Source organism: Herbaspirillum huttiense, from assembly GCF_004367745.1.
In the GTDB taxonomy this organism is placed as follows: domain Bacteria; phylum Pseudomonadota; class Gammaproteobacteria; order Burkholderiales; family Burkholderiaceae_D; genus Herbaspirillum; species Herbaspirillum huttiense.
In genome coordinates, this window is record NZ_CP037993.1 from 168,815 (window position 1) to 191,625 (window position 22,811).

Annotated in this window: 36 protein-coding genes; 35 read left to right on the forward strand and 1 reads right to left on the reverse strand. The window is 58.8% G+C overall.

Translation table 11 applies throughout. The annotated features are described in order from the left end of the window. Window positions 1-7 precede the first annotated feature (7 nt). The 31 genes from fusA (at window position 8) to rplQ (ending at window position 18,064) form a co-directional block, all read left to right on the forward strand. Entirely contained in the window at window positions 8-2,113 is a 2,106-nt protein-coding gene (gene fusA, locus E2K99_RS00765) for an elongation factor G (RefSeq protein ID WP_039790348.1), read from the forward strand. A gap of 109 nt (window positions 2,114-2,222) precedes the next feature. Beyond that, window positions 2,223-3,413 (forward strand): elongation factor Tu, encoded by a 1,191-nt coding sequence (tuf, locus tag E2K99_RS00770; RefSeq protein WP_008334097.1) that lies wholly within the window; start codon window positions 2,223-2,225, stop codon window positions 3,411-3,413. A gap of 99 nt (window positions 3,414-3,512) precedes the next feature. Beyond that, complete coding sequence (rpsJ, locus tag E2K99_RS00775; RefSeq protein ID WP_006464935.1) at window positions 3,513-3,830, forward strand: 30S ribosomal protein S10; 318 nt, start codon at window positions 3,513-3,515, stop codon at window positions 3,828-3,830. A 151-nt stretch (window positions 3,831-3,981) separates the two neighbouring features. After that, window positions 3,982-4,650, forward strand: coding sequence for a 50S ribosomal protein L3 (rplC, locus tag E2K99_RS00780; protein WP_013232185.1), 669 nt, complete (start codon window positions 3,982-3,984; stop codon window positions 4,648-4,650). A 2-nt stretch (window positions 4,651-4,652) separates the two neighbouring features. Next, a complete protein-coding gene (gene rplD / locus E2K99_RS00785) occupies window positions 4,653-5,273 on the forward strand; it encodes a 50S ribosomal protein L4 (RefSeq protein ID WP_006464933.1) in 621 nt (206 codons plus the stop codon). After that, window positions 5,270-5,587, forward strand: coding sequence for a 50S ribosomal protein L23 (rplW, locus tag E2K99_RS00790; RefSeq protein ID WP_006464932.1), 318 nt, complete (start codon window positions 5,270-5,272; stop codon window positions 5,585-5,587). Before rplD ends, rplW begins: the two co-directional genes overlap by 4 nt. Next, window positions 5,587-6,414, forward strand: a complete 828-nt coding sequence (rplB, locus tag E2K99_RS00795; RefSeq protein ID WP_006464931.1) for a 50S ribosomal protein L2 — start codon at window positions 5,587-5,589, stop codon at window positions 6,412-6,414. Before rplW ends, rplB begins: the two co-directional genes overlap by 1 nt. Window positions 6,415-6,424: 10 nt before the next feature. Next, window positions 6,425-6,700 carry a 30S ribosomal protein S19 gene (rpsS, locus tag E2K99_RS00800; RefSeq protein WP_006464930.1) on the forward strand — a complete coding sequence of 92 codons (276 nt, stop codon included), beginning with the start codon at window positions 6,425-6,427 and terminating at the stop codon, window positions 6,698-6,700. 6 nt (window positions 6,701-6,706) lie between these two features. Then, the gene (rplV, locus tag E2K99_RS00805; RefSeq protein WP_008334132.1) at window positions 6,707-7,039 is read left to right on the forward strand and encodes a 50S ribosomal protein L22; all 333 of its coding nucleotides are present in this window, start codon (window positions 6,707-6,709) and stop codon (window positions 7,037-7,039) included. 9 nt (window positions 7,040-7,048) lie between these two features. Continuing rightward, a complete protein-coding gene (gene rpsC, locus E2K99_RS00810) occupies window positions 7,049-7,867 on the forward strand; it encodes a 30S ribosomal protein S3 (RefSeq protein WP_008334135.1) in 819 nt (272 codons plus the stop codon). A gap of 2 nt (window positions 7,868-7,869) precedes the next feature. Then, entirely contained in the window at window positions 7,870-8,289 is a 420-nt protein-coding gene (gene rplP / locus E2K99_RS00815) for a 50S ribosomal protein L16 (RefSeq protein ID WP_008334136.1), read from the forward strand. A 13-nt stretch (window positions 8,290-8,302) separates the two neighbouring features. Then, on the forward strand, window positions 8,303-8,497 hold the full coding sequence (gene rpmC / locus E2K99_RS00820) for a 50S ribosomal protein L29 (RefSeq protein WP_006464926.1): 195 nt from the start codon (window positions 8,303-8,305) through the stop codon (window positions 8,495-8,497). Then, complete coding sequence (rpsQ, locus tag E2K99_RS00825) at window positions 8,494-8,766, forward strand: 30S ribosomal protein S17 (RefSeq protein ID WP_034333526.1); 273 nt, start codon at window positions 8,494-8,496, stop codon at window positions 8,764-8,766. Before rpmC ends, rpsQ begins: the two co-directional genes overlap by 4 nt. A gap of 196 nt (window positions 8,767-8,962) precedes the next feature. Further along, entirely contained in the window at window positions 8,963-9,331 is a 369-nt protein-coding gene (gene rplN, locus E2K99_RS00830; protein ID WP_006464924.1) for a 50S ribosomal protein L14, read from the forward strand. A gap of 9 nt (window positions 9,332-9,340) precedes the next feature. Next, complete coding sequence (gene rplX, locus E2K99_RS00835; protein WP_034339785.1) at window positions 9,341-9,655, forward strand: 50S ribosomal protein L24; 315 nt, start codon at window positions 9,341-9,343, stop codon at window positions 9,653-9,655. A gap of 5 nt (window positions 9,656-9,660) precedes the next feature. Further along, entirely contained in the window at window positions 9,661-10,200 is a 540-nt protein-coding gene (gene rplE, locus E2K99_RS00840) for a 50S ribosomal protein L5 (RefSeq protein ID WP_006464922.1), read from the forward strand. A gap of 7 nt (window positions 10,201-10,207) precedes the next feature. Beyond that, window positions 10,208-10,513 carry a 30S ribosomal protein S14 gene (gene rpsN / locus E2K99_RS00845; protein WP_008334139.1) on the forward strand — a complete coding sequence of 102 codons (306 nt, stop codon included), beginning with the start codon at window positions 10,208-10,210 and terminating at the stop codon, window positions 10,511-10,513. 14 nt (window positions 10,514-10,527) lie between these two features. Beyond that, window positions 10,528-10,923 (forward strand): 30S ribosomal protein S8, encoded by a 396-nt coding sequence (gene rpsH, locus E2K99_RS00850; protein ID WP_006464920.1) that lies wholly within the window; start codon window positions 10,528-10,530, stop codon window positions 10,921-10,923. A 10-nt stretch (window positions 10,924-10,933) separates the two neighbouring features. Beyond that, window positions 10,934-11,467, forward strand: a complete 534-nt coding sequence (rplF, locus tag E2K99_RS00855; RefSeq protein ID WP_008334141.1) for a 50S ribosomal protein L6 — start codon at window positions 10,934-10,936, stop codon at window positions 11,465-11,467. 12 nt (window positions 11,468-11,479) lie between these two features. After that, on the forward strand, window positions 11,480-11,842 hold the full coding sequence (gene rplR, locus E2K99_RS00860) for a 50S ribosomal protein L18 (RefSeq protein ID WP_008334143.1): 363 nt from the start codon (window positions 11,480-11,482) through the stop codon (window positions 11,840-11,842). A gap of 12 nt (window positions 11,843-11,854) precedes the next feature. Next, on the forward strand, window positions 11,855-12,373 hold the full coding sequence (rpsE, locus tag E2K99_RS00865; RefSeq protein ID WP_006464917.1) for a 30S ribosomal protein S5: 519 nt from the start codon (window positions 11,855-11,857) through the stop codon (window positions 12,371-12,373). 10 nt (window positions 12,374-12,383) lie between these two features. After that, window positions 12,384-12,563 (forward strand): 50S ribosomal protein L30, encoded by a 180-nt coding sequence (gene rpmD, locus E2K99_RS00870; protein ID WP_006464916.1) that lies wholly within the window; start codon window positions 12,384-12,386, stop codon window positions 12,561-12,563. A gap of 26 nt (window positions 12,564-12,589) precedes the next feature. Then, entirely contained in the window at window positions 12,590-13,024 is a 435-nt protein-coding gene (gene rplO / locus E2K99_RS00875; protein WP_008334147.1) for a 50S ribosomal protein L15, read from the forward strand. Between the two features lie 19 nt (window positions 13,025-13,043). After that, window positions 13,044-14,375, forward strand: coding sequence for a preprotein translocase subunit SecY (secY, locus tag E2K99_RS00880; RefSeq protein WP_013232188.1), 1,332 nt, complete (start codon window positions 13,044-13,046; stop codon window positions 14,373-14,375). Window positions 14,376-14,407: 32 nt separating this feature from the next. Then, window positions 14,408-14,626, forward strand: a complete 219-nt coding sequence (infA, locus tag E2K99_RS00885; protein ID WP_005663428.1) for a translation initiation factor IF-1 — start codon at window positions 14,408-14,410, stop codon at window positions 14,624-14,626. 30 nt (window positions 14,627-14,656) lie between these two features. Then, the gene (rpmJ, locus tag E2K99_RS00890; protein ID WP_013232189.1) at window positions 14,657-14,770 is read left to right on the forward strand and encodes a 50S ribosomal protein L36; all 114 of its coding nucleotides are present in this window, start codon (window positions 14,657-14,659) and stop codon (window positions 14,768-14,770) included. Window positions 14,771-14,798: 28 nt separating this feature from the next. Then, window positions 14,799-15,164 carry a 30S ribosomal protein S13 gene (gene rpsM, locus E2K99_RS00895; protein WP_006464912.1) on the forward strand — a complete coding sequence of 122 codons (366 nt, stop codon included), beginning with the start codon at window positions 14,799-14,801 and terminating at the stop codon, window positions 15,162-15,164. A 42-nt stretch (window positions 15,165-15,206) separates the two neighbouring features. Next, window positions 15,207-15,611, forward strand: a complete 405-nt coding sequence (rpsK, locus tag E2K99_RS00900) for a 30S ribosomal protein S11 (protein ID WP_006464911.1) — start codon at window positions 15,207-15,209, stop codon at window positions 15,609-15,611. Window positions 15,612-15,773: 162 nt separating this feature from the next. Next, window positions 15,774-16,397, forward strand: a complete 624-nt coding sequence (gene rpsD / locus E2K99_RS00905; RefSeq protein WP_008334157.1) for a 30S ribosomal protein S4 — start codon at window positions 15,774-15,776, stop codon at window positions 16,395-16,397. A gap of 106 nt (window positions 16,398-16,503) precedes the next feature. Continuing rightward, window positions 16,504-17,481, forward strand: a complete 978-nt coding sequence (locus E2K99_RS00910) for a DNA-directed RNA polymerase subunit alpha (protein ID WP_006464909.1) — start codon at window positions 16,504-16,506, stop codon at window positions 17,479-17,481. Window positions 17,482-17,668: 187 nt separating this feature from the next. After that, window positions 17,669-18,064, forward strand: a complete 396-nt coding sequence (rplQ, locus tag E2K99_RS00915) for a 50S ribosomal protein L17 (protein WP_008334167.1) — start codon at window positions 17,669-17,671, stop codon at window positions 18,062-18,064. 16 nt (window positions 18,065-18,080) lie between these two features. Here the strand turns inward: rplQ and E2K99_RS26025 are convergent, their stop codons facing one another. Continuing rightward, the gene (locus E2K99_RS26025) at window positions 18,081-18,215 is read right to left on the reverse strand and encodes a hypothetical protein (RefSeq protein ID WP_256497793.1); all 135 of its coding nucleotides are present in this window, start codon (window positions 18,213-18,215) and stop codon (window positions 18,081-18,083) included. Between E2K99_RS26025 and cutA the strand changes: the two genes are divergently transcribed. The 4 genes from cutA to E2K99_RS00935 all read left to right on the forward strand — a co-directional run bounded on the left by cutA (window position 18,214) and on the right by E2K99_RS00935 (window position 22,809). Further along, window positions 18,214-18,561 (forward strand): divalent-cation tolerance protein CutA, encoded by a 348-nt coding sequence (gene cutA, locus E2K99_RS00920; protein WP_134221049.1) that lies wholly within the window; start codon window positions 18,214-18,216, stop codon window positions 18,559-18,561. The two genes, E2K99_RS26025 and cutA, sit on opposite strands and share 2 nt — an antisense overlap. A gap of 33 nt (window positions 18,562-18,594) precedes the next feature. Next, window positions 18,595-20,385, forward strand: coding sequence for a protein-disulfide reductase DsbD (gene dsbD / locus E2K99_RS00925; protein WP_134221050.1), 1,791 nt, complete (start codon window positions 18,595-18,597; stop codon window positions 20,383-20,385). Window positions 20,386-20,495: 110 nt separating this feature from the next. Beyond that, window positions 20,496-21,134 (forward strand): peroxiredoxin, encoded by a 639-nt coding sequence (locus E2K99_RS00930; RefSeq protein ID WP_006464905.1) that lies wholly within the window; start codon window positions 20,496-20,498, stop codon window positions 21,132-21,134. Between the two features lie 382 nt (window positions 21,135-21,516). Beyond that, the gene (locus E2K99_RS00935; protein WP_134221051.1) at window positions 21,517-22,809 is read left to right on the forward strand and encodes a hypothetical protein; all 1,293 of its coding nucleotides are present in this window, start codon (window positions 21,517-21,519) and stop codon (window positions 22,807-22,809) included. Window positions 22,810-22,811: the final 2 nt, after the last annotated feature.

Here is a 22,811-nt window from a genome sequence, read left to right on the forward strand (position 1 = left end):
ATAAATCATGGCTCGCAAGACCCCCATTGAGCGCTACCGCAACATCGGTATCTCCGCGCACATCGATGCTGGCAAGACCACCACGACCGAGCGCGTGCTGTTCTACACCGGTGTGAACCACAAGATCGGTGAAGTGCACGACGGCGCCGCCACCATGGACTGGATGGAACAGGAACAAGAGCGCGGCATCACCATCACGTCCGCTGCGACCACCTGTTACTGGAAGGGCATGGCGAACAACTTCCCGGCCCACCACATCAACATCATCGACACCCCGGGTCACGTTGACTTCACCATCGAAGTGGAACGTTCGATGCGCGTGCTCGACGGCGCCTGCATGGTCTACTGCGCAGTGGGCGGCGTGCAGCCTCAGTCGGAAACCGTGTGGCGTCAGGCCAACAAGTACAAGGTCCCGCGTCTGGCCTTCGTCAACAAGATGGACCGTACCGGTGCCAACTTCTTCAAGGTCTATGAGCAGATGCGTGCTCGCCTGAAGGCCAACCCGATCCCGATGCAAGTGCCTATCGGCGCCGAAGAAAACTTCGAAGGCGTGATCGACCTGGTCAAGATGCGCGCGATCTACTGGGACGACGCTTCCCAGGGCATGAAGTTTGACTACCGCGACATTCCGGAAGGCCTGAAGGCTGAAGCCCAGAAGTGGCGCGAAAACCTGGTCGAAACCGCTGCTGAAGCATCGGAAGACCTGATGAACAAGTACCTGGAAGAAGGCGACCTGACCGAAGCCGAAATCAAGGGCGCGATCCGTCAACGCACCATCTCCGGCGAAATCGTCCCGATGATGTGCGGCACCGCCTTCAAGAACAAGGGCGTGCAAGCCATGCTGGACGGCGTGGTCGAATACCTGCCGTCGCCGGTGGACATTCCCCCGGTTCCGGGCCTGAACGAAGACGACGAGCCGGTCGTGCGCGAAGCCAAGGACGACGAGAAGTTCTCCGCCCTGGCCTTCAAGATCGCCACCGACCCGTTCGTTGGCCAGCTGTGCTTCATCCGCTGCTACTCCGGTACCCTGAACTCGGGCGACACCGTGCTGAACTCGGTGAAGTCGAAGAAGGAACGTATCGGCCGTATCGTTCAGATGCACGCCAACCAGCGTGAAGAAATCAAGGAAATGATGGCCGGTGACATCGCCGCCGTCGTGGGCCTGAAGGACACCACCACCGGTGACACCCTGTGCGACGACAAGGCAATGGTCGTGCTGGAGCGCATGGTCTTCCCCGAGCCGGTGATCTCGCAGGCTGTGGAACCCAAGACCAAGGCCGACCAGGAAAAGATGGGCCTGGCCCTGAACCGCCTGGCAGCTGAAGATCCGTCGTTCCGCGTGCGTACCGACGAAGAATCGGGTCAGACCATCATCGCCGGTATGGGCGAGTTGCACCTGGACATCATCGTTGACCGCATGAAGCGTGAATTCAACGTGGAAGCCACCGTCGGCAAGCCGCAAGTGGCTTACCGCGAAACCATCCGCAAGACCTGCGAAGAGTCCGAAGGCAAGTTCGTCAAGCAGTCGGGTGGTCGTGGTCAGTACGGTCACGTCGTCCTGAAGATCGAGCCGCAAGAAGCCGGCAAGGGCTTCGAGTTCGTCGACGCGATCAAGGGCGGTACCGTTCCTCGCGAATTCATCCCGGCCGTTGAAAAGGGCGTGCGTGAAACCCTGAACACCGGCGTGCTGGCTGGTTACCCTGTCGTTGACGTCAAGGTCACCCTGTTCTTCGGTTCGTACCACGATGTGGACTCGAACGAAAACGCCTTCCGCATGGCCGGTTCGATGGCCTTCAAGGATGGTTGCCGCCGCGCCAGCCCCGTCATCCTGGAACCGATGATGGCTGTCGAAGTGGAAACCCCGGAAGATTACGCCGGTACCGTGATGGGCGATCTGTCCTCCCGCCGTGGCATGGTCCAGGGCATGGATGAAATCGCCGGCGGTGGTGGCAAGATCATCAAGGCTGAAGTGCCCCTGTCGGAAATGTTTGGTTACTCGACCACGCTGCGTTCGGCTACTCAAGGCCGTGCAACCTACTCGATGGAATTCAAGCACTACTCCGAAGCGCCCAAGAACGTGATCGACGCAATCGTCACTTCCAAGGCCAAGTAAGTTGCAGGAATGGCGATCTCTTCCGAGTGGAGGGGATCGCTGGCTGGATCACCAGCCTTACATTGAATATTGAACATCGAACATATCGTTCTTTTGAAGGAAATTTAAAATGGCAAAAGGCAAGTTTGAACGGACCAAGCCGCACGTGAACGTCGGCACCATCGGTCACGTTGACCACGGCAAGACCACCCTGACCGCTGCAATCGCAACCGTTCTGTCGAAGAAGTTCGGCGGCGAAGCGAAGGCCTACGACCAGATCGACGCAGCGCCTGAAGAAAAGGCACGCGGCATCACCATCAACACCGCGCACGTCGAATACGAAACCGCAAACCGCCACTACGCGCACGTTGACTGCCCAGGCCACGCCGACTATGTGAAGAACATGATCACCGGCGCAGCCCAGATGGACGGCGCGATCCTGGTGTGCTCGGCCGCTGACGGCCCGATGCCCCAGACCCGCGAACACATCCTGCTGTCGCGTCAGGTTGGCGTTCCTTACATCATCGTCTTCCTGAACAAGGCTGACATGGTGGACGACGCTGAACTGCTGGAACTGGTGGAAATGGAAGTCCGCGAACTGCTGTCGAAGTACGAGTTCCCTGGCGACGACCTGCCCATCGTGAAGGGTTCGGCCAAGCTGGCGCTGGAAGGCGACACTGGTCCCCTGGGCGAACAAGCGATCATGGCCCTGGCTGAAGCCCTGGACACCTACATCCCGACCCCGGAACGTGCCGTTGACGGTACCTTCCTGATGCCGGTGGAAGACGTGTTCTCGATCTCCGGCCGTGGCACCGTGGTGACCGGTCGCGTTGAGCGCGGCATCATCAAGGTCGGCGAAGAAATCGAAATCGTCGGTATCGCTGACACCCAGAAGACCACCTGCACCGGCGTGGAAATGTTCCGCAAGCTGCTGGACCAGGGTCAAGCTGGCGACAACGTCGGCGTGCTGCTGCGCGGCACCAAGCGTGAAGACGTGCAGCGTGGCCAGGTTCTGGCCAAGCCGGGTTCGATCAAGCCGCACAAGCACTTCACCGGCGAGATCTATGTTCTGTCGAAGGATGAAGGCGGCCGTCACACCCCGTTCTTCAACAACTACCGTCCGCAGTTCTACTTCCGTACCACCGACGTGACCGGTGCGATCGAACTGCCGAAGGACAAGGAAATGGTCATGCCGGGCGACAACGTGTCGATCACCGTGCAACTGATCAACCCGATCGCCATGGAAGAAGGTCTGCGCTTCGCTATCCGTGAAGGCGGCCGTACCGTCGGCGCCGGCGTGGTTGCCAAGATCTTCGACTAATCGTCAGATCAGCAGTAGCAGTACCCCAGTAACACTAGTCGCATTTTTAACATCGCCGGGGATGATCCCCATCCCCGGTTCGTTCTTTAAAGGAAAATCATGTCGGTTCCTAGCCAAAAAATCCGTATCCGTCTGAAAGCTTTCGACTATCGTCTGATCGACCAGTCCGCACTGGAAATCGTTGACACCGCCAAGCGTACCGGCGCTGTCGTCAAGGGCCCGGTTCCCCTGCCGACCCGCATCCAGCGCTTCGACGTCCTGCGTTCGCCGCACGTCAACAAGACCTCCCGCGATCAGTTCGAAATCCGTACCCATCAGCGCCTGATGGATATCGTCGATCCGACCGACAAGACGGTTGACGCATTGATGAAGCTGGACCTGCCCGCTGGCGTTGATGTTGAAATCAAGCTGCAGTAATCAGCTGGCATAGTGTTGGAAAAGCGCACAACCTCGGTTGTGCGCTTTTGTTTTACGGGCTATAATGCTCGGCTTCGATGTGGGTTTTGCGTTTGCAAAGCCCATAATTTATGGTAGTACGAACATCAGCCCCGCCCAATCGCAGGCGGGAATGGAGAAAACAATGAGCCTGGGCCTTGTTGGTCGCAAGGTTGGTATGATGCGCATCTTCACGGAAGATGGGGATTCGATCCCTGTGACCGTGCTGGACGTGTCCAACAACCGCGTGACTCAAATCAAAACGCCTGAAGTGGATGGTTATTCCGCTGTTCAGGTGACCTTCGGTCAACGCCGCGCTTCGCGCGTGGTGAAAGCCGCCGCCGGCCACTTCGCCAAAGCTGGCGTAGAGGCAGGTACTGTCCTCAAAGAATTCCGTGTTGACGCTTCCAAGGCTGCCGAACTGAAGGCTGGCGACGTCGTTGGCATCGGCATGTTTGAAGCTGGCCAGAAAGTCGACGTGCAAGGCGTGTCGATCGGTAAGGGCTACGCCGGTACCATCAAGCGTTACAACTTCTCGTCGGGTCGCGCGACCCACGGTAACTCCCGCTCGCACAACGTTCCTGGCTCCATCGGTATGGCGCAGGATCCGGGCCGCGTGTTCCCCGGCAAGCGCATGACCGGTCATCTGGGTGATGTCAAGACCACCGTCCAGAACCTGGAAATCGCCCGTGTGGACGCAGAGCGTCAGTTGCTGCTGGTGAAGGGTGCCGTTCCTGGCGCCAAGAACGGTCAAGTGATCGTTTCGCCGGCAGTCAAAGTCAAAGCGAAGAAGGGGGCTTAATAATGGAACTGAAGCTCCTGAATGACCAAGGTCAAGCTGCTTCGAACGTCGCCGCACCGGATACCATTTTCGGTCGTGACTACAACGAAGCCCTGATCCACCAGGTCGTGGTTGCCTACCAAGCCAACGCTCGTAGCGGCAACCGCAAGCAAAAGGATCGTGAAGAAGTCAGCCACACCACCAAGAAGCCTTGGCGTCAAAAGGGTACTGGCCGTGCACGTGCCGGTATGTCCTCTTCGCCTCTGTGGCGCGGTGGTGGCCGTATCTTCCCGAACTCGCCTGACGAAAACTTCACCCACAAGGTCAACAAGAAGATGTATCGCGCAGGTGTCTGCTCGATCCTGTCCCAGTTGGCTCGTGAAGGCCGCCTGTCGGTCGTCGAAGAGTTCGCCGTCGAAGCCCCGAAGACCAAGCTGCTGGCCCAGAAGTTGAAGGGCATGGGCATGGAATCGGTGCTGGTTATTACCGACAGCCTGGACGAAAAGCTGCTGCTGGCCTCGCGCAACCTGCCGGGCGTGCTGGTGGTCGAGCCGCGTCAAGCTGATCCCGTGTCGCTGGTGTACTTCAAGAATGTCTTGATCACCAAGCCGGCTCTGGCAAAGATTGAGGAGTTGCTGGCATGAACGCAATCGTGAAACATAGCGAAGAGCGCCTGATGAAGGTGCTGCTGGCACCGGTGATCTCCGAAAAGGCAACCTTTGTCGCCGAGAAGAACGAGCAAGTCGTCTTCCTGGTCGCCAAGGATGCTACCAAGCTGGAAGTCAAGGCCGCCGTCGAACTGCTGTTCAAGGTGGAAGTGGAGTCGGTGCAAGTCGCCAACCGTCAGGGCAAGCAGAAGCGCTCGCGCAACGGTATGGGCCGCCGCAACCACACCCGCCGTGCTTTCGTCAGCCTGAAGCCGGGTCAAGAAATCAACTTCACCGAGGAGGCTAAATAATGGCACTCGTAAAAGTGAAGCCGACCTCGCCCGGTCGGCGCGGCATGGTCAAGGTCGTCAATCCCGACCTGTACAAGGGCCGTCCGCTGGCATCGCTGGTCGAAAAGAAGTCCAAGACCGCCGGCCGTAACAACAATGGCCACATCACCACCCGCCACATCGGCGGTGGTCACAAGCAGCACTACCGTGTTGTCGACTTCCGTCGCAACAAGGATGGTATTCCTGCCAAGGTTGAGCGTATTGAATACGACCCGAACCGTACCGCGCACATCGCACTGCTGTGCTACGCGGACGGCGAGCGCAAGTACATCATCGCTCCCAAGGGCGTGTCGGTTGGCGATCAGCTGATCAGCGGTTCTGAAGCTCCGATCAAGTCGGGCAACACTCTGCCGATCCGCAACATCCCCGTCGGTACCACCATCCACTGCGTGGAAATGCTGCCGGGCAAGGGTGCGCAAATCGCCCGTACCGCTGGTGCTGCTGTCGTGCTGATGGCACGCGAAGGCACCTACGCTCAGGTTCGTCTGCGTTCCGGTGAAGTGCGTCGTGTTCACATCGAATGCCGCGCCACCATCGGTGAAGTCGGTAACGGCGAGCACAACCTGCGCAAGATCGGTAAGGCCGGTGCAACCCGTTGGCGCGGTGTGCGTCCGACCGTTCGTGGCGTTGTCATGAACCCGGTGGATCACCCGCACGGTGGTGGTGAAGGCAAGACCGCCGCTGGCCGTCACCCGGTTTCCCCGTGGGGCCAGCAGACCAAGGGCAAGAAGACTCGTAGCAACAAGCGTACGACTTCGATGATTGTCTCGCGTCGCGGCAAGAAATAAAGGATAAAACATGACACGTTCATTGAAAAAAGGTCCTTTCTGCGACGCCCACCTGGTGAAAAAGGTTGAGGCTGCCCAGGCTACCAAGGACAAGAAGCCGATCAAGACCTGGTCGCGTCGTTCGACCATCATGCCGGACTTCATCGGCCTGACGATTGCCGTGCACAATGGCAAGGCACACGTGCCGGTCTATGTGTCGGAAAACATGGTTGGTCACAAGCTCGGCGAATTCGCGCTGACCCGTACTTTCAAGGGTCACGCTGCCGATAAGAAGGCTAAGAAATAAGGTCCTATGATGGAAACTAAAGCTACTCTGCGCGGTGTGCACCTGTCGGCCCAGAAAGGCCGCCTGGTTGCAGACCTGATCCGCGGTAAAAAAGTTGATCAGGCACTGAATATCTTGGCCTTCAGCCCCAAGAAGGGCGCGGTCATCATCAAGAAGGTTCTGGAGTCCGCTATCGCGAACGCCGAACACAACGATGGTGCCGACATTGACGAGCTGAAAGTCAAGACCATTTATGTGGAAAAGGGTGCGGTCCTCAAGCGCTTCACGGCGCGTGCTAAGGGCCGTGGTGATCGTATTTCCAAGCAGTCGTGTCACATTTACGTGACCGTCGGAAACTAAGGAGTCACGATGGGACAGAAGATTCATCCAACCGGTTTCCGTCTGGCGGTTACGCGTAACTGGGGCTCGCGTTGGTATGCAGGCAACAACAACTTTGCCGACATGCTCAACGAGGACCTGAAGGTCCGCGCTTACCTGAAGAAGAAGCTGAAGAACGCCTCGGTTGGCCGCGTGGTCATCGAGCGTCCGGCCAAGAACGCCCGCATCACCATTTACAGCTCCCGTCCGGGCGTTGTGATCGGCAAGAAGGGCGAAGACATCGAAGTGCTGAAGTCGGCACTGGCCAAGCTGATGGGCGTGCCCGTGCACGTCAACATCGAAGAAATCCGCAAGCCGGAAGCCGATGCTCAGCTGATCGCTGACTCGATCTGCCAGCAGCTGGAAAAGCGCATCATGTTCCGTCGCGCCATGAAGCGTGCGATGCAGAACGCAATGCGTCTGGGCGCTCAAGGCATCAAGATCATGTCGTCGGGTCGTCTGAACGGCATCGAAATCGCACGTACCGAATGGTACCGCGAAGGCCGTGTGCCTCTGCACACCCTGCGCGCCGATATCGACTATGGCTTCGGCGAAGCTGAAACCACCTACGGCATCATCGGTGTGAAGGTGTGGGTCTACAAGGGCGATCGCCTGGCAAACGGCGAATCGCCGGTGCTGGTCGGCGAACTGGAAGACGACAAGAAGCGTCGTGGTCCCCGTCGTGACGACGGCAAGCCGGGTGCACGTCCCCGCTCCAAGACTGGTGCTCCTGGCGCCGGTGCAAAGCGTGGCGGTGGTCGTCCTCAAGCTGCCGATGCCGGTGTATCGGCTGAGAAAGCAGGAGAATAATCATGCTGCAACCAGCACGTAGAAAATATCGTAAAGAACAAAAAGGTCGTAACACCGGCATTTCGCACACCCGCGGAACCGCCGTCTCGTTCGGCGATTTTGGTCTGAAGGCAACCGGCCGCGGCCGTATCACTGCCCGTCAGATCGAAGCTGCTCGTCGTGCGATGACCCGTCACATCAAGCGCGGTGGTCGTATCTGGATCCGCGTTTTCCCGGACAAGCCAATTTCCCAGAAGCCCGCAGAAGTGCGTATGGGTAACGGCAAGGGTAATCCGGAGTACTACGTGGCTGAAATCCAGCCGGGTAAGGTACTGTACGAGATGGACGGTGTGGACGAAGCCCTGGCGCGCGAGGCGTTCCGTTTGGCTGCTGCCAAATTGCCGCTGTCGACGACTTTCGTTGTTCGCCAAGTCGGTCAATAATTAGGAGCGGAACATGAAAGCATCTGAACTCCGCGGTAAGGACAAGGCAGGACTGGAAAAGGAACTGGGCGAGCTGTTGAAAGCTCAGTTCAGCCTGCGCATGCAAATTGCGACCCAGCAACTGAACAATACCGCACAGCTGAAGAAGGTACGTCGCGACATCGCACGTGTGAAAACTGTGATCAACTCGAAGGATGGCCAACAATGAACGATCAAGTGAAACAAGCGCTCAAGCGCACGCTGATTGGCAAAGTTGTGTCGGACAAGATGGATAAGACCGTCACTGTCGAAATCGAGCGTCAAATGAAGCACCCGCTGTACGGCAAGATCATCAAGCGCACCAAGAAGTACCACGCGCATGATGAGCAAAACACGGCGAAGGCCGGCGATGTGGTGGAAATCACCGAAAGCCGTCCGATCTCCAAGACGAAGGCGTGGACTGTGACCCGTGTGGTACAGGAAGCACAAATCGTTTAAGCAGTAAAGGTAGTACTTGCGTGCTCGATATTATGGTGCCATAATATCGAGCTCTTTCTTTGCAAAATAAAGTTTGCAGAGGAAGGCTCAAGAGTAGCTCTATTCGTCCCCTAACTAGCGAGTTCGCTTGCTAACAGGACCAAGACTGACCGCCAGCGCATCCTGCGAAGCGGATTAAGTTGGGAAAGAAAATATCATGATTCAAACTGAAAGCCGGCTCGAAGTGGCCGACAACACTGGTGCGCGCGAAGTTCTGTGCATCAAGGTCTTGGGTGGTTCCAAGCGCCGCTATGCGGGCATTGGCGATGTGATCAAGGTTACTGTCAAGAGCGCAGCACCGCGTGGTCGCGTCAAGAAGGGTGAAATTTATAACGCTGTCGTCGTTCGTACCGCCAAGGGCGTGCGTCGTCAGGATGGTTCGCTGGTCAAGTTCGATGGTAATGCTGCCGTCCTGCTGAACGCCAAGCTGGAGCCCATCGGCACCCGTATCTTTGGGCCGGTGACTCGTGAGCTGCGTACAGAGCGCTTCATGAAGATCGTCTCCCTGGCGCCTGAAGTTCTGTAAGGAGTAGTCATGGCAAAGATTCGTAAAAACGATGAAGTCATCGTGTTGACCGGCAAAGACAAGGGCAAGCGCGGTGTCGTGACTGCTCGTGTGGACGCCGATTATGTCATCGTGGAAGGCGTGAACGTCGCAAAGAAGGCGACCCGTCCGAACCCGATGACGGGTGCAACTGGCGGCATCGTCGATAAGCTGATGCCAATTCATGTGTCGAACGTCGCGTTGTTCAACGCTGCGACCGGCAAGGCAGATCGTGTGGCTTACAAGGAAGTGGACGGCAAGAAGGTCCGCGCTTACAAGTCCAACGGCGAAGTCGTTAAGGTTTAAACATCATGGCACGTCTTCAACAGTTTTATAAAGATAAGGTCGTCGCCGATCTGACTACGAAGTATTCGTACAAGTCGGTGATGGAAGTTCCGCGCATCCTGAAGATCACCCTGAACATGGGTCTGTCCGAAGCAGTTGCGGACAAGAAGATCATCGAGCACGCCGTTGGCGATCTGACCAAGATCGCTGGCCAGAAGCCGGTGGTGACCAAGGCTCGCAAGGCTATCGCAGGTTTCAAGATCCGCGAAGGCTACCCGATCGGTTGCATGGTGACCCTGCGTGGCGCCCGCATGTACGAATTCCTGGATCGTCTGATCACCGTGGCCCTGCCGCGCGTGCGTGACTTCCGTGGCGTGTCCGGTCGTGCGTTCGATGGTCGTGGCAACTACAACATCGGTGTGAAAGAGCAGATCATCTTCCCCGAAATTGAGTACGACAAGATCGATGCACTGCGTGGCATGAACATCAGCATCACCACGACTGCAAAGACCGACGACGAAGCGAAGGCGCTTCTCGCCGCATTTAAATTCCCGTTCAGAAACTGAGGATGCCATGGCAAAACTGGCACTGATTAACCGTGAACAGAAGCGCGCAGAAATGGTGAAGAAGTATGCTGCCAAGCGCGCCGAGTTGAAGGCTATTATCGACGACCAATCGAAGTCGGAAGAAGAGCGTTACGAAGCCCGCCTGAAGCTGCAGGCTCTGCCGCGTAACTCCGCTCCGACCCGCCAGCGCAACCGTTGCGCGCTGACTGGCCGTCCCCGTGGTACTTTCCGCAAGTTCGGATTGGGCCGTATCAAGGTCCGTGAAATCGCCATGCGCGGCGAAATCCCGGGTTTGACCAAAGCTAGCTGGTAATAGGAGAAGAAGCAATGAGTATGAGCGATCCTATCGCCGATATGCTGACCCGTATCCGCAATGCGCAAGGCGTGAACAAGACTACCGTCGTCATGCCGTCTTCCAAAGTGAAGGTCGCCATTGCCAACGTCCTCAAGGACGAGGGCTATATCGAAGATTTCGCCGTAGTTGCCGCTGATGGCAAGGCTGAATTGAAAATCGGTTTGAAGTATTACGCTGGCCGTCCGGTCATCGAGCGCCTGGAGCGCGTGTCCCGTCCGGGTCTGCGCATCTACAAGGGCAAGGACGATATCCCCAACGTCATGAATGGCCTGGGTGTGGCAATCGTGTCCACGCCGCGCGGCGTGATGACTGATCGCAAAGCACGCGCAACCGGTGTCGGTGGCGAAGTGATTTGCTACGTGGCCTAAGGAGTGCAAGATGTCTCGTGTAGGTAAAATGCCTGTTGCACTGCCGAATGGCGCGGAAGCGACCATCACTGCAGAGCAAATCACCGTCAAGGGCCCGCTGGGCTCCTTGACCCAACCGCTGACCAAGAAGGTCAAGGTGGTCAACAACAATGGCTCGCTGAGCTTCGAAGTGGCTGATGACAGCCGCGAAGCCAACGCGATGTCGGGCACCCTGCGTGCTCTGGTCAACAACATGGTCAACGGCGTCACCAAGGGCTTCGAAAAGAAGCTGAACCTGGTTGGCGTGGGTTTCCGTGCACAAGCACAAGGCGACAAGCTGAACCTGTCGCTGGGCTTCTCGCACCCCATCGTTCACCAGATGCCCGCCGGCATCAAGGTTGAGACCCCGACCCAGACCGAAATCCTGATCAAGGGTATCGATCGCCAGGTGGTTGGCCAGGTCGCCGCTGAAATTCGCGCGTACCGCGAACCCGAACCCTACAAGGGCAAGGGTGTGCGCTACGCTGACGAAGTGGTGACGCTCAAAGAAACCAAGAAGAAGTAATAGGGGTTGACGATGGACAAGAAACAATCTCGCCTGCGCCGTGCGACTCAGACTCGCGCCAAGATCGCAGAACTGAAGGTGAATCGTCTGGCTGTGCACCGTACCAACACGCACATCTACGCCAGCGTCATCGGCCCCGACGCCAACGTGCTGGCTTCCGCTTCCACCCTGGAAGCAGAAGTCCGCGCCCAGCTGGCAGGTCAGACCGGCAAGGGCGGCAATGCTGCCGCTGCTGCCCTGATCGGCAAGCGCGTGGCGGAGAAGGCTCTGAAGGCCGGTGTGACTGAAGTCGCATTCGACCGCTCCGGTTTCCGTTATCACGGTCGCGTCAAGGCGCTGGCTGAGGCTGCGCGTGAAGCCGGCCTGAAGTTCTAAGGATTATCGATCATGGCAAAAATGCAATCGAAAACGCAAAGCGACAAGCCAGATGACGGCATGCGCGAAAAAATGATCGCGGTCAACCGCGTCACCAAGGTGGTGAAGGGCGGCCGCATCATGGGTTTCGCAGCGCTGGCAGTGGTCGGTGACGGCGATGGCCGTATCGGCATGGGCAAGGGCAAGTCGAAGGAAGTGCCCGTTGCCGTGCAGAAGGCGATGGAAGAAGCTCGTCGCAAGCTGATCAAGGTGACCCTGAAGAACGGTACCGTGCAACACACCGTCATCGGCAAGCACGGCGCTTCGTCGGTGATGATCTCGCCGGCCAAGGACGGTACTGGCGTCATCGCCGGTGGTCCGATGCGCGCGATCTTCGAGGTGATGGGCGTGACCAACGTGGTGGCCAAGTCGACTGGTTCGACCAACCCCTACAACATGGTCCGTGCCACCCTGGACGGTCTGTCGAAGATGAACACTCCGGCTGAAATTGCTGCCAAGCGCGGCAAGTCGGTCGAAGAAATCCTGGGCTAAGGTGATCGAGATGGCTAACACAATCAAAGTCAAACTGGTCAAGGGTCTGATCGGTACTCGTCAGGACCACCGCGCTACCGTGCGCGGTCTGGGTCTGCGTCGCGTCAACTCGGTGTCCGAACTGGAAGACACCCCGTCGGTGCGCGGCATGATCAACAAAGTGTCCTATCTTGTGAAAGTTGTGTCGTAAGCCTCGGCTTGCGAACGGAGCGAATCATGCAATTAAACACTATCCAACCCGCAGACGGCGCCAAGCACGCTAAGCGTCGCGTCGGTCGTGGTATCGGCTCTGGCCTGGGCAAGACCGCTGGTCGCGGCCACAAGGGTCAGAAGTCGCGTTCGGGCGGTTTCCACAAGGTCGGCTTTGAAGGCGGCCAGATGCCCCTGCAACGTCGTCTGCCCAAGCGCGGTTTCAAGTCGCTGGCAACGCCTTACAAGGCTGAAGTGCGCCTGTCCGACCTGGAAAAGCTGCCCGTCGCCGAGATCGACGTGCTGGCACTGAAGCAAGCCGGCCTCGTGTCGGAACTGGCTCGTGTCGTGCGTATCATCAAGGCTGGCGAACTGACCAAGAAGGTAACCGTCAAGGGTCTGATCGCAACCGCTGGTGCCAAGGCCGCTATCGAAGCTGCCGGTGGTTCCATCGCTGAGTGATCCGGTCCCGGAGCATTAATTGGCAACTACTCCTCAATTAGCAAAAGGTGCCGCAAAAGGATTCCCCTGGGGTCGTTTGTGGTTCCTGCTGGGGGCGTTGATCGTTTATCGCATCGGTGCACATATCCCGGTTCCGGGTATTGATCCGACGCAGTTGGCGCAGCTGTTCAAGCAGAATCAGGGCGGCATTCTGGGCATGTTCAACATGTTCTCCGGTGGTGCCCTGTCGCGCTTTACGATCTTCGCACTGGGGATCATGCCGTATATCTCGGCATCGATCATCATGCAGCTGCTGTCGGTGGTTTCGCCGCAGCTGGAAGCATTGAAGAAAGAGGGTGAAGCCGGTCGTCGCAAGATCACGCAGTACACCCGTTACGGCACCCTGGTGCTGGCGACCTTCCAGGCGCTGGGCATTGCGGTGGCGCTGGAATCGCAAGCCGGCCTGGTGCTGGATCCGGGTCTGGCTTTCCGTCTGACCACGGTGGTGACCTTGATTACCGGTACGATGTTCCTGATGTGGCTGGGTGAACAGATCACTGAACGTGGTCTGGGCAATGGCATCTCGATCATCATCTTCGCCGGTATTGCGGCAGGTCTGCCGAATGCTCTGGGTGGCTTGTTCGAGCTGGTCCGTACCGGTTCGATGAACGCCCTGTCGGCAATCCTGATCTGCGTGATCGTGGCTTTGGTGACGTTCCTGGTGGTGTTCATCGAACGTGGCCAGCGCAAGATCCTGGTGAACTATGCGAAGCGTCAGGTCGGCAACAAGATCTACGGTGGCCAGAGCAGCCACTTGCCGCTGAAGCTGAACATGGCTGGCGTGATTCCGCCGATCTTTGCATCGTCGATCATTCTGTTCCCGGCCACGATCACCAGCTGGTTTACCTCCGGTGATACGTCGAATCCCTTCATTCGTTTCCTGAAGGATCTGGCGGCATCGATGGCACCAGGCGAACCGATCCATGCCTTGCTGTACGCGGTAGCTATCGTCTTCTTCTGCTTCTTCTACACCGCACTGGTGTTCAACAGCAAGGAAACGGCAGACAACCTGAAGAAGAGTGGTGCTTTTGTTCCGGGTATCCGTCCGGGTGACCAGACAGCGCGTTATATCGACAAGATCCTGATGCGCCTGACCCTGGCCGGCGCCGTGTACATCACCTTGGTGTGCCTGCTGCCAGAGTTCCTGATCGCACGCTGGAAGGTGCCGTTCTACTTCGGTGGCACATCGCTGCTGATCATTGTGGTCGTGACGATGGATTTCATGGCCCAAGTGCAGAACTATGTGATGTCTCAGCAGTATGAATCGTTGCTCCGCAAAGCTAATTTCAAGGGTGGCATGACACCGCGATAAGCGGGCTCATGCTCCAGGGAAGAAGACACGGAATGGCAAAAGACGACGTTATTCAGATGCAGGGCGAGATTCTTGAAAATCTGCCCAACGCGACATTCAGGGTTAAGTTGGAAAACGGTCACGTTGTACTCGGCCATATTTCCGGCAAGATGCGCATGAATTACATCCGTATCCTGCCCGGCGATAAGGTAACGGTGGAACTGACGCCTTACGATTTGAGCCGGGCACGTATCGTGTTCCGAACCAAGTAACAGTGAAACATTGAAAGAAAGAGGGCCACAATGAAAGTGCTCGCATCAGTCAAGCGGATCTGCCGCAACTGCAAAATCATCAAGCGCAATGGTATCGTTCGTGTGATCTGCACCGAACCTCGCCATAAGCAGCGCCAGGGTTAACTTAACGTTATTGATCGAGGAATAACGAATGGCACGTATTGCAGGGGTCAACATCCCCAACCATCAGCACACCGTAATCGGCCTGACCGCCATCTATGGTATTGGCCGTCCGCGCGCACAAGACATTTGCGCTGCTACCGGCGTTCCGACCAACAAGAAGGTCAAGGACCTGGACGATAACGAGCTGGAAAAGCTGCGTGACGAAATCGCCAAGTTCGTCGTGGAAGGCGATCTGCGCCGTGAGTTGTCCATGAACATCAAGCGTTTGATGGACCTGGGTTGCTACCGCGGCCTACGTCACCGTCGTGGTCTGCCGGTTCGCGGTCAACGTACCCGCACCAACGCCCGTACTCGCAAGGGTCCGCGCAAGGCCGCTCAATCGCTGAAGAAATAATCCCGGCAGGCGCAAGCACTGGTCGGATTCAAGGAAGAAATTATGGCAAAGTCCCCCAACAACGCAGCAGCATCGCGTGTTCGTAAGAAAGTCAAGAAGAACGTTGCTGAAGGCATCGCGCACGTTCACGCTTCGTTCAACAACACCATCATCACGATCACCGACCGTCAGGGCAACGCTCTGTCGTGGGCAACTTCGGGTGGTGCTGGCTTCAAGGGTTCGCGCAAGTCGACTCCGTTCGCAGCCCAGGTCGCCGCTGAAAGCGCCGGCAAGGTTGCCATCGAGTGCGGCATCAAGAACCTGGAAGTGCGTATCAAGGGCCCCGGCCCGGGCCGTGAATCCGCAGTGCGCGCTCTGAACAACCTGGGCATCAAGATCACCCAGATCCAGGACGTGACTCCGGTCCCGCACAACGGCTGCCGTCCGCCGAAGCGCCGTCGCATCTAAGTTGTAGTATAATCTTGCGCTTTCGCCTGTTCGTCAGGCAAAAGCGCAGGCAAATCACCCGCCAATCACCTTGGCGGGTTTTGTTCTTAAGACCACTGTCTGGCCGCATGCAGGTCAGACTAGCGTCCGGCAACATGGGACGTCATTGATAAAGGAAATACCGTGGCACGTTATATCGGACCGAAAGCAAAACTCTCCCGCCGCGAAGGCACCGACCTGTTCCTGAAGAGCGCACGCCGCTCGCTGGATTCCAAGTGCAAGCTGGATTCCAAGCCGGGTCAGCACGGCCGCACTTCGGGCGCCCGCACCTCCGACTACGGCAACCAGCTGCGTGAAAAGCAGAAGGTCAAGCGCATGTACGGCGTCCTCGAGCGCCAGTTCCGCCGCTACTTCGCTGAAGCCGACCGCCGCAAGGGCAACACCGGCGAAACCCTGCTGAAGCTGCTGGAATCGCGCCTGGACAACGTCGTCTACCGCATGGGCTTCGGCTCGACCCGCGCTGAAGCGCGTCAGCTGGTGTCCCACAAGGCCCTGACCGTGAACGGTCAAGTCGTGAACATCGCTTCGTACTCCGTCAAGGCTGGCGACGTCATCGCCATCCGTGAAAAGGCCAAGAAGCAAGTGCGTATCGCCGAAGCCCTGTCGCTGGCCGAGTCCAACGGTTTCCCGCAGTGGGTTTCCGTGGATTCGAAGAAGCTGGAAGGCACCTTCAAGTCGTCGCCGGACCGTAGCGAAATCGCTGCCGACGTCAACGAATCGCTGATCGTCGAACTGTACTCGCGTTAATTCGTAGTACCGCCGTACCCCTGTGCCCACCTCATGGTGGGCATTTTTCCGAACTGCCATCAGCCTTATCGGTGTAACGAGCCGAGGGTATTGAAAAGGACAATTCATGCAAAACAGTTTGTTGAAGCCCCGCATCATCGAAGTGGAAACCCTGGCCCCCGGTCACGCAAAGGTCGTGATGGAGCCGTTCGAGCGTGGTTACGGTCACACCCTGGGCAACGCGCTGCGTCGCGTCCTGCTGTCGACCATGAGCGGTTACGCTCCCACCGAAGTCACCATCGCTGGCGTCGTGCACGAGTACTCCTCGCTGGACGGTGTGCAGGAAGACGTCGTCGACATTCTGCTGAACCTGAAGGGCGTGGTCTTCAAGCTTCACAACCGTGACGAAGTCACCCTGACCCTGAAGAAGGAAGGCGAAGGCGCCGTCCTGGCTTCCGATATCGATCTGCCGCACGACGTCGAACTGATCAACCCGGATCACGTCATCGCCAACCTGACCGGTGGCGGCAAGCTGGACATGCAGATCAAGGTCGAAAAGGGCCGTGGCTACGTGCCGGGCAACGTGCGTCGCCTGTCCGAAGACACCAACAAGACCATCGGCCGCATCATCCTGGATGCGTCGTTCTCGCCGGTGCGTCGCGTGTCCTACGCCGTCGAATCCGCTCGTGTGGAACAGCGTACCGACCTGGACAAGCTGGTCATGAACATCGAGACCAACGGCGTCATCACCCCGGAAGAAGCGATCCGCCAATCGGCCCGCGTGCTGGTTGATCAACTGAACGTGTTCGCTGCTCTGGAAGGCACCGAAGCGACTGCAGAAGCACCGTCGCGCGCACCGCAGGTCGATCCTATCCTGCTGCGTCCGGTCGACGACCTGGAACTGACCGTCCGTTCGGCAAACTGCCTGAAGGCCGAGAACATCTACTACATCGGCGACCTGATCCAGCGCAGCGAAAACGAACTGCTGAAGACCCCGAACCTGGGTCGCAAGTCGCTGAACGAAATCAAGGAAGTCCTGGCTTCGCGTGGCCTGACCCTGGGCATGAAGCTGGAAAACTGGCCGCCGGCTGGTCTGGAAAAGTAATTCACGTCACCTGGCGGGCAGCGGTGCGAGCCGCACCGCCATTCTGACTTGAGGCCGTACCTGAAGTATTCGTCGTATCCGTAGCAAAGAACTTTTATCCGATATTTACCGGTCCGCGGTCAGGACAGCCCAGCTGGCCTGCCGATAGAAGAACTGGATCAAAACTGTAACCTGAAAGGAAATTACCATGCGTCACCGTCACGGTCTCCGCAAACTGAATCGTACTTCGTCCCACCGTCTGGCCATGCTGCGCAACATGACTGTCTCGCTGCTGCGTCATGAAGCCATCAAGACCACCCTGCCGAAGGCCAAGGAACTGCGCCGCGTCGTCGAGCCGATCCTGACCCTGGGCAAGACCGACACCCTGGCCAACAAGCGCCTGGCCTTCAACCGCCTGCGCGATCGCGAAATCGTCGGCAAGCTGTTCTCCGAACTGGGCCCGCGCTACGCTGCCCGTAACGGCGGCTACCTGCGCATCCTGAAGATGGGCTTCCGCCAAGGCGACAACGCACCGATGGCCTTCGTTGAGCTGGTCGATCGTCCGGAAGTCACCGACGCTGCTGACGCACCGACCGCTGAATAATTCACCGGACGTTGCTTCACAAAGAAAAAGCCAGGCTCTGCCTGGCTTTTTTGTTTTGCGCGGCTGCATTTTCTTTCATCCGGCTGATGTGCGCCGTCACGCCTGGCCTCCGGATGTGGTTGAATACGGACTCTGCAAGGAGTCCTTTCATGTCCGCATCCCTGTTGAACCAGCCTTTGCTGGTACTGGCCAACGTGCCCGACCAGGCCTTGGCTGAACGCTTGTCCAATACCCTCGTGGAACAAGGTCTGGCCGCCTGCGTCAACATTCTGTCGCCTGTGCAGTCGGTCTATCGCTGGCAGGGCAAGGTCCAGCGCGATAGCGAGATCCCCTTGCTGATCAAGACCACCCAGGGCCGCTACCAGGAACTGCAGCAGGCCATTGTCGACGCCCATCCCTACGACGTGCCCGAGATCATCGCCTTGCCCATCACGGCGGGTCTGCCGGCTTATCTGGCGTGGATGCAGGATGAGACCGCACGTCCTCTGCGCGTATAAGCTCAGAGCATTCCCATCGAACGAGGAACACCGTTGAACCGCATCAACCGGCGCACGCGCCTGACAAGATATCCCCTGCTGATCGTATTGGCGCTGCTGGCCCTGCTCGGCCTGCTGGTGGCCAAGGCTGCCAAGGCGGCTGAGGATTACCTGCCGCCCGAACAAGCGTTCCAGCTCACCGGCCGCATGGTCGACGCCCAGACGCTGGAGCTGAGCTATCGGATTGCAGATGGCTACTACATGTATCGCGACCGCTTCCACTTCAGCGCCGAAGGCGCGGCGCTGGGCGAGCCGCAATTCCCGGCGGGTAAACGCAAGTATGACGAAAACTTCCAGAAGGAAGTTGAAACCTACCATCAGTCGGTGACTGCCCGGATTCCGGTCAGCGGCGCAGTGAAGGATTTTGTCATTTCGGCAGTATCGCAAGGCTGTGCCGACAAGGGATTGTGTTATCCACCGATGACCTTGAAGCTGGCAATGTCGGCCCAAGATATCGGCAATAGCGTCACCCCGGTGGGCGTCAATGCTGATGCGCCGGCCGCGGGCGGCAGCGATATCGATGGCATTGCCGCCGTGCTCAAGGGCGGCAAGCTGTGGAGCATCCTCTCGCTGTTCTTCCTGCTGGGCATCGGTTTGTCCTTTACGCCCTGCGTGTTGCCGATGCTGCCCATCCTGTCCTCCATCATCATCGGCCAGCAGCCGGGCGCCGGCGGCGGACGCGCGCGCAGCTTCCTGCTGTCGGTCGATTATTCGCTGGGCATGGCGCTGGTCTACACGGCACTGGGCGTGGCCGCCGGGATGCTGGGAGAGGGCTTGTCGGCCTATCTCCAGAACCCTTGGGTGCTGGGTGCGTTTGCCGTGTTGATGGCCGGCCTGGCGTTGTCGATGTTCGACCTCTACACCCTGCAAGTCCCCGCTTCGCTGCAATCCAAATTATCCACGGCCTCCGGCGGAGGCAGTGGCAAATGGATCGGCGTCTTCCTGATGGGCGCGATTTCGGCGCTGATCGTGGGCCCCTGCGTGGCGGCTCCCCTGGCCGGGGCTCTGCTTTACATCAGCCAGACCGGCAATGTGGTGTTGGGGGGCAGTGCCCTGTTTTCCATGGCACTGGGCATGAGCGTGCCACTGCTGCTGGTTGGCGCGTCCGCCGGTGCCCTGCTGCCGCGTGCCGGGGCCTGGATGGATGCGGTCAAGCGCTTCTTTGGCGTGTTGATGCTGGGCACGGCCTTGTGGATGGTGTCGCCGGTGATCCCTGCGTGGCTGCAGGTGGCTGGCTGGGCGGCGCTGGGCATCGGCTATGGCGCTTTCCTGCTGTGGACGCGTCCGGCTGGATGGATATCCCGGGCACTGGGCCTGGTGGCGGTCACGCTGGGCTTGCTGCAACTGGTCAGCGTGGCCACCGGCGGGCGAGATCCGCTGGCGCCGCTCTCGCATCTGCGCGGCCAGTCAGCAGCCTCGCAGCCCACCGACTTCGTGCGCATCCGCTCCAGCGCTGAGCTGGATGCGGCCCTGAAGGAAAACACCGCCGGCGAGCGCCGCCCGGTCATGCTGGATTTCTATGCCGACTGGTGCGTTTCCTGCAAGGAGATGGAGCGCTTCACCTTCACCGATCCGCGCGTGAAGGAACGTTTCGGCCAGATGTTGCTGCTGCAGATCGACGTGACCGCCAACAATGCCGACGACCGCGCCATGTTGAAGCGCTTCAATCTCTTCGGTCCGCCCGGCATCATGTTTTTCGATGCCGATGGCCGGGAACTGGCACAGCGCCGCGTGATCGGTTATCAGGATGCCGACAGGTTCATCTCTACGCTGCAACATCTGTAGTTCCACATGTCGCAAGGTAATTTGAAAAGCACTTTATAGTCGTTGGCCTGAGGCTGGCCTCGCGTTATAGTCAGCCTTCTGTTTTCATTCTGTCCACCAAGGAGACCACCATGACGCTGCGCCTGGGCGATACCGCACCGGATTTCGAGCAAGAATCCTCGATCGGCAAGATCAAATTCCACGACTGGGCGGGTGACTCCTGGGTCGTGCTGTTCTCGCACCCGGCCGACTTCACGCCGGTCTGCACCACCGAGCTGGGGCTGACGGCCAAGCTCAAGCCCGAATTCGACAAGCGCAACGTCAAGGCCATCGCGCTGTCGGTGGATGGTGCCGAGGCCCACAACCAGTGGATCAAGGACATCGAGGAAACCCAGCAGACCGTGGTCGGCTTCCCCATCGTGGCCGACGTCGACAAGAAGGTCGCGGGCCTGTACGACATGATCCATCCGAACCAGTCGGAAACGGCGACCGTGCGTTCGCTCTTCGTGATCGACCCGAAGAAGAAGGTGCGCCTCATCATCACCTACCCGATGAGCACCGGCCGCAATTTCGACGAGGTGCTGCGCGTCATCGATGCGCTGCAACTGACCGACGGTTACACCGTGGCCACCCCGGGCAACTGGAAGGATGGCGACGACGTCATCATCCCGTTGTCGGTCAAGGATGAGGAAGTCATCAAGCAGAAGTATCCGAAGGGCTACAAGTCGCCGCGTCCGTACCTGCGTATTACGCCGCAGCCGAACAAGTAAGCCTGACCCGCCGTACAGCCCGAAAGCGCTTCTGAAGGTGCGCTTTCGGATGAGGCATGAAGAACCCCGTGTTTGCGAACACGGGGTTTTTTTATGCGCAGAGGAATCGCACGTAGCTGGCCGAAGGTGCAATAGCCAAGCGTTCTGGCGAAGACTTGATAGAACGATTTCTAGAAGGTTTTTCGAGGACCGTAGACCTTTTCACCGTTTCGGCTCCGCCTGCTGTCCTGAGCCTTATCGAGCGCAAATGATGTTGATAACGTATGCCGTTTCGCCAACTTGGAGACGGTATGGGAAGCAGGGCCATTTGCTGTGCAGTCGACACGACTGCAAACGCTGACGCGGGAGTCGGCGCTGGCAAAAACGATGGCGCTTGCCGCCAATGCTGAACGTCGAGCAAGCTGCGGCCCTCCCTGATTTGCTGGCGACGACCGCCGAGAAACTGACTGACCGCCATACGGATCAGTTGGCCTTCGGATGGCGTCGCCGGCCTGATCGCCTGGCCAACCCGGCATTGGACTTCGCCGATCTTGCCGCTTACGACGACCGCATGCAGGCGTCGTTGACGGCGCTGGTTCACCTGGGAGAGCCAGCACGGCAACACTTCCACAATCTCCTTGAGGAACCGGTGCGCAGCGCCGAGCTGTTTGCGGTGACTTGTTACGCGCTGGCCACGCAAGACGCCGAGCTCTTCAGCGCCGCCAGTGCACTGACCACGGCGATCGCTGACCTGATGCCGGCGAAGGTGGCTGCGTTGCAGTGGGCACCGGACTCTGCGCTGCGCATATCGGCCATCGATTCGCTGTCCGTGGTGCAGCAACTGAGACTGGTGGGTCTGGGCTACCGCCAATGGCCGGACCTGGATGAACGCGTATTGGCTTGCCTGCGAGCGCAGCAATCCGATGCAGAGAGCGTCAGCGCGGCATTCCAACTGATCCGCAATCTCGGCCGAACCGACTGGGCACACACGGGCCTGCGCCACCTCGACGACGATCATCCTGCAGTACGCCTGGCGGCGGCGCAGACCTTGCTGATGCTCGGATCACCCGATCACCATGGTCCTGCCTGCGCCACCTTGCAACCCCTGGCAGTGAGCGAGCAGGACGCAACTGCAACCGCCGCGTTACGCGCCCTCGCTTTGCATGCGCCGGCCTACACCGAACCGGTATTGGCCCGGCTTGCCGCGATGCCGCAGCATCGCCGGCGCTACCTGATGGCCCTCGGATGGATGGGGCGAGCGGACGCCGTTCCTGGTCTGATGGCGGCCCTGGAGGACCGCCATCATGGCCGGGTCGCTGCCGCCTCGCTGGCACTCATCACCGGCTCCGATCCCGGTCGCGACGGCTGGTCAGGTCCCAAGCCTGAGCGTCGCCAACGTCCCCCAGAGCCGGGCGATCAACTTTCCGCACATCCCGATGACCACGAATTGCCTTGGCCGGACCCACCCGCCTTCGCTGCCTGGTGGCGCAAGCACAGCGAACGATTTGCCGCAGACCAGCGCTATTTCGCCGGGCGACCGCTCACGCCAGCTTGGCTTGCGGCGGTCCTGCGCACTGGTCCGCTGCCTTGGCGCACCTTGGCGGCCGAGCACCGCCAGCGCTTGCTCCACGCGCCCTTGTTTGCCACGGACTTGCCCGCCGACGTGCAGCGTCAGCGGCTTCATGAACTCAATTGAAG

Coding starts and splice junctions, on each gene's coding strand:
- fusA (WP_039790348.1), top strand. CDS start 8: ATGGCTCGCAAGACCCCCATTGAGCGCTACCGCAACATCGGTATCTCC.
- tuf (WP_008334097.1), top strand. CDS start 2,223: ATGGCAAAAGGCAAGTTTGAACGGACCAAGCCGCACGTGAACGTCGGC.
- rpsJ (WP_006464935.1), top strand. CDS start 3,513: ATGTCGGTTCCTAGCCAAAAAATCCGTATCCGTCTGAAAGCTTTCGAC.
- rplC (WP_013232185.1), top strand. CDS start 3,982: ATGGAGAAAACAATGAGCCTGGGCCTTGTTGGTCGCAAGGTTGGTATG.
- rplD (WP_006464933.1), top strand. CDS start 4,653: ATGGAACTGAAGCTCCTGAATGACCAAGGTCAAGCTGCTTCGAACGTC.
- rplW (WP_006464932.1), top strand. CDS start 5,270: ATGAACGCAATCGTGAAACATAGCGAAGAGCGCCTGATGAAGGTGCTG.
- rplB (WP_006464931.1), top strand. CDS start 5,587: ATGGCACTCGTAAAAGTGAAGCCGACCTCGCCCGGTCGGCGCGGCATG.
- rpsS (WP_006464930.1), top strand. CDS start 6,425: ATGACACGTTCATTGAAAAAAGGTCCTTTCTGCGACGCCCACCTGGTG.
- rplV (WP_008334132.1), top strand. CDS start 6,707: ATGATGGAAACTAAAGCTACTCTGCGCGGTGTGCACCTGTCGGCCCAG.
- rpsC (WP_008334135.1), top strand. CDS start 7,049: ATGGGACAGAAGATTCATCCAACCGGTTTCCGTCTGGCGGTTACGCGT.
- rplP (WP_008334136.1), top strand. CDS start 7,870: ATGCTGCAACCAGCACGTAGAAAATATCGTAAAGAACAAAAAGGTCGT.
- rpmC (WP_006464926.1), top strand. CDS start 8,303: ATGAAAGCATCTGAACTCCGCGGTAAGGACAAGGCAGGACTGGAAAAG.
- rpsQ (WP_034333526.1), top strand. CDS start 8,494: ATGAACGATCAAGTGAAACAAGCGCTCAAGCGCACGCTGATTGGCAAA.
- rplN (WP_006464924.1), top strand. CDS start 8,963: ATGATTCAAACTGAAAGCCGGCTCGAAGTGGCCGACAACACTGGTGCG.
- rplX (WP_034339785.1), top strand. CDS start 9,341: ATGGCAAAGATTCGTAAAAACGATGAAGTCATCGTGTTGACCGGCAAA.
- rplE (WP_006464922.1), top strand. CDS start 9,661: ATGGCACGTCTTCAACAGTTTTATAAAGATAAGGTCGTCGCCGATCTG.
- rpsN (WP_008334139.1), top strand. CDS start 10,208: ATGGCAAAACTGGCACTGATTAACCGTGAACAGAAGCGCGCAGAAATG.
- rpsH (WP_006464920.1), top strand. CDS start 10,528: ATGAGTATGAGCGATCCTATCGCCGATATGCTGACCCGTATCCGCAAT.
- rplF (WP_008334141.1), top strand. CDS start 10,934: ATGTCTCGTGTAGGTAAAATGCCTGTTGCACTGCCGAATGGCGCGGAA.
- rplR (WP_008334143.1), top strand. CDS start 11,480: ATGGACAAGAAACAATCTCGCCTGCGCCGTGCGACTCAGACTCGCGCC.
- rpsE (WP_006464917.1), top strand. CDS start 11,855: ATGGCAAAAATGCAATCGAAAACGCAAAGCGACAAGCCAGATGACGGC.
- rpmD (WP_006464916.1), top strand. CDS start 12,384: ATGGCTAACACAATCAAAGTCAAACTGGTCAAGGGTCTGATCGGTACT.
- rplO (WP_008334147.1), top strand. CDS start 12,590: ATGCAATTAAACACTATCCAACCCGCAGACGGCGCCAAGCACGCTAAG.
- infA (WP_005663428.1), top strand. CDS start 14,408: ATGGCAAAAGACGACGTTATTCAGATGCAGGGCGAGATTCTTGAAAAT.
- rpmJ (WP_013232189.1), top strand. CDS start 14,657: ATGAAAGTGCTCGCATCAGTCAAGCGGATCTGCCGCAACTGCAAAATC.
- rpsM (WP_006464912.1), top strand. CDS start 14,799: ATGGCACGTATTGCAGGGGTCAACATCCCCAACCATCAGCACACCGTA.
- rpsK (WP_006464911.1), top strand. CDS start 15,207: ATGGCAAAGTCCCCCAACAACGCAGCAGCATCGCGTGTTCGTAAGAAA.
- E2K99_RS00910 (WP_006464909.1), top strand. CDS start 16,504: ATGCAAAACAGTTTGTTGAAGCCCCGCATCATCGAAGTGGAAACCCTG.
- rplQ (WP_008334167.1), top strand. CDS start 17,669: ATGCGTCACCGTCACGGTCTCCGCAAACTGAATCGTACTTCGTCCCAC.
- cutA (WP_134221049.1), top strand. CDS start 18,214: ATGTCCGCATCCCTGTTGAACCAGCCTTTGCTGGTACTGGCCAACGTG.
- E2K99_RS26025 (WP_256497793.1), bottom strand. CDS start 18,215: ATGAAAGGACTCCTTGCAGAGTCCGTATTCAACCACATCCGGAGGCCA.
- E2K99_RS00930 (WP_006464905.1), top strand. CDS start 20,496: ATGACGCTGCGCCTGGGCGATACCGCACCGGATTTCGAGCAAGAATCC.
- E2K99_RS00935 (WP_134221051.1), top strand. CDS start 21,517: ATGCTGAACGTCGAGCAAGCTGCGGCCCTCCCTGATTTGCTGGCGACG.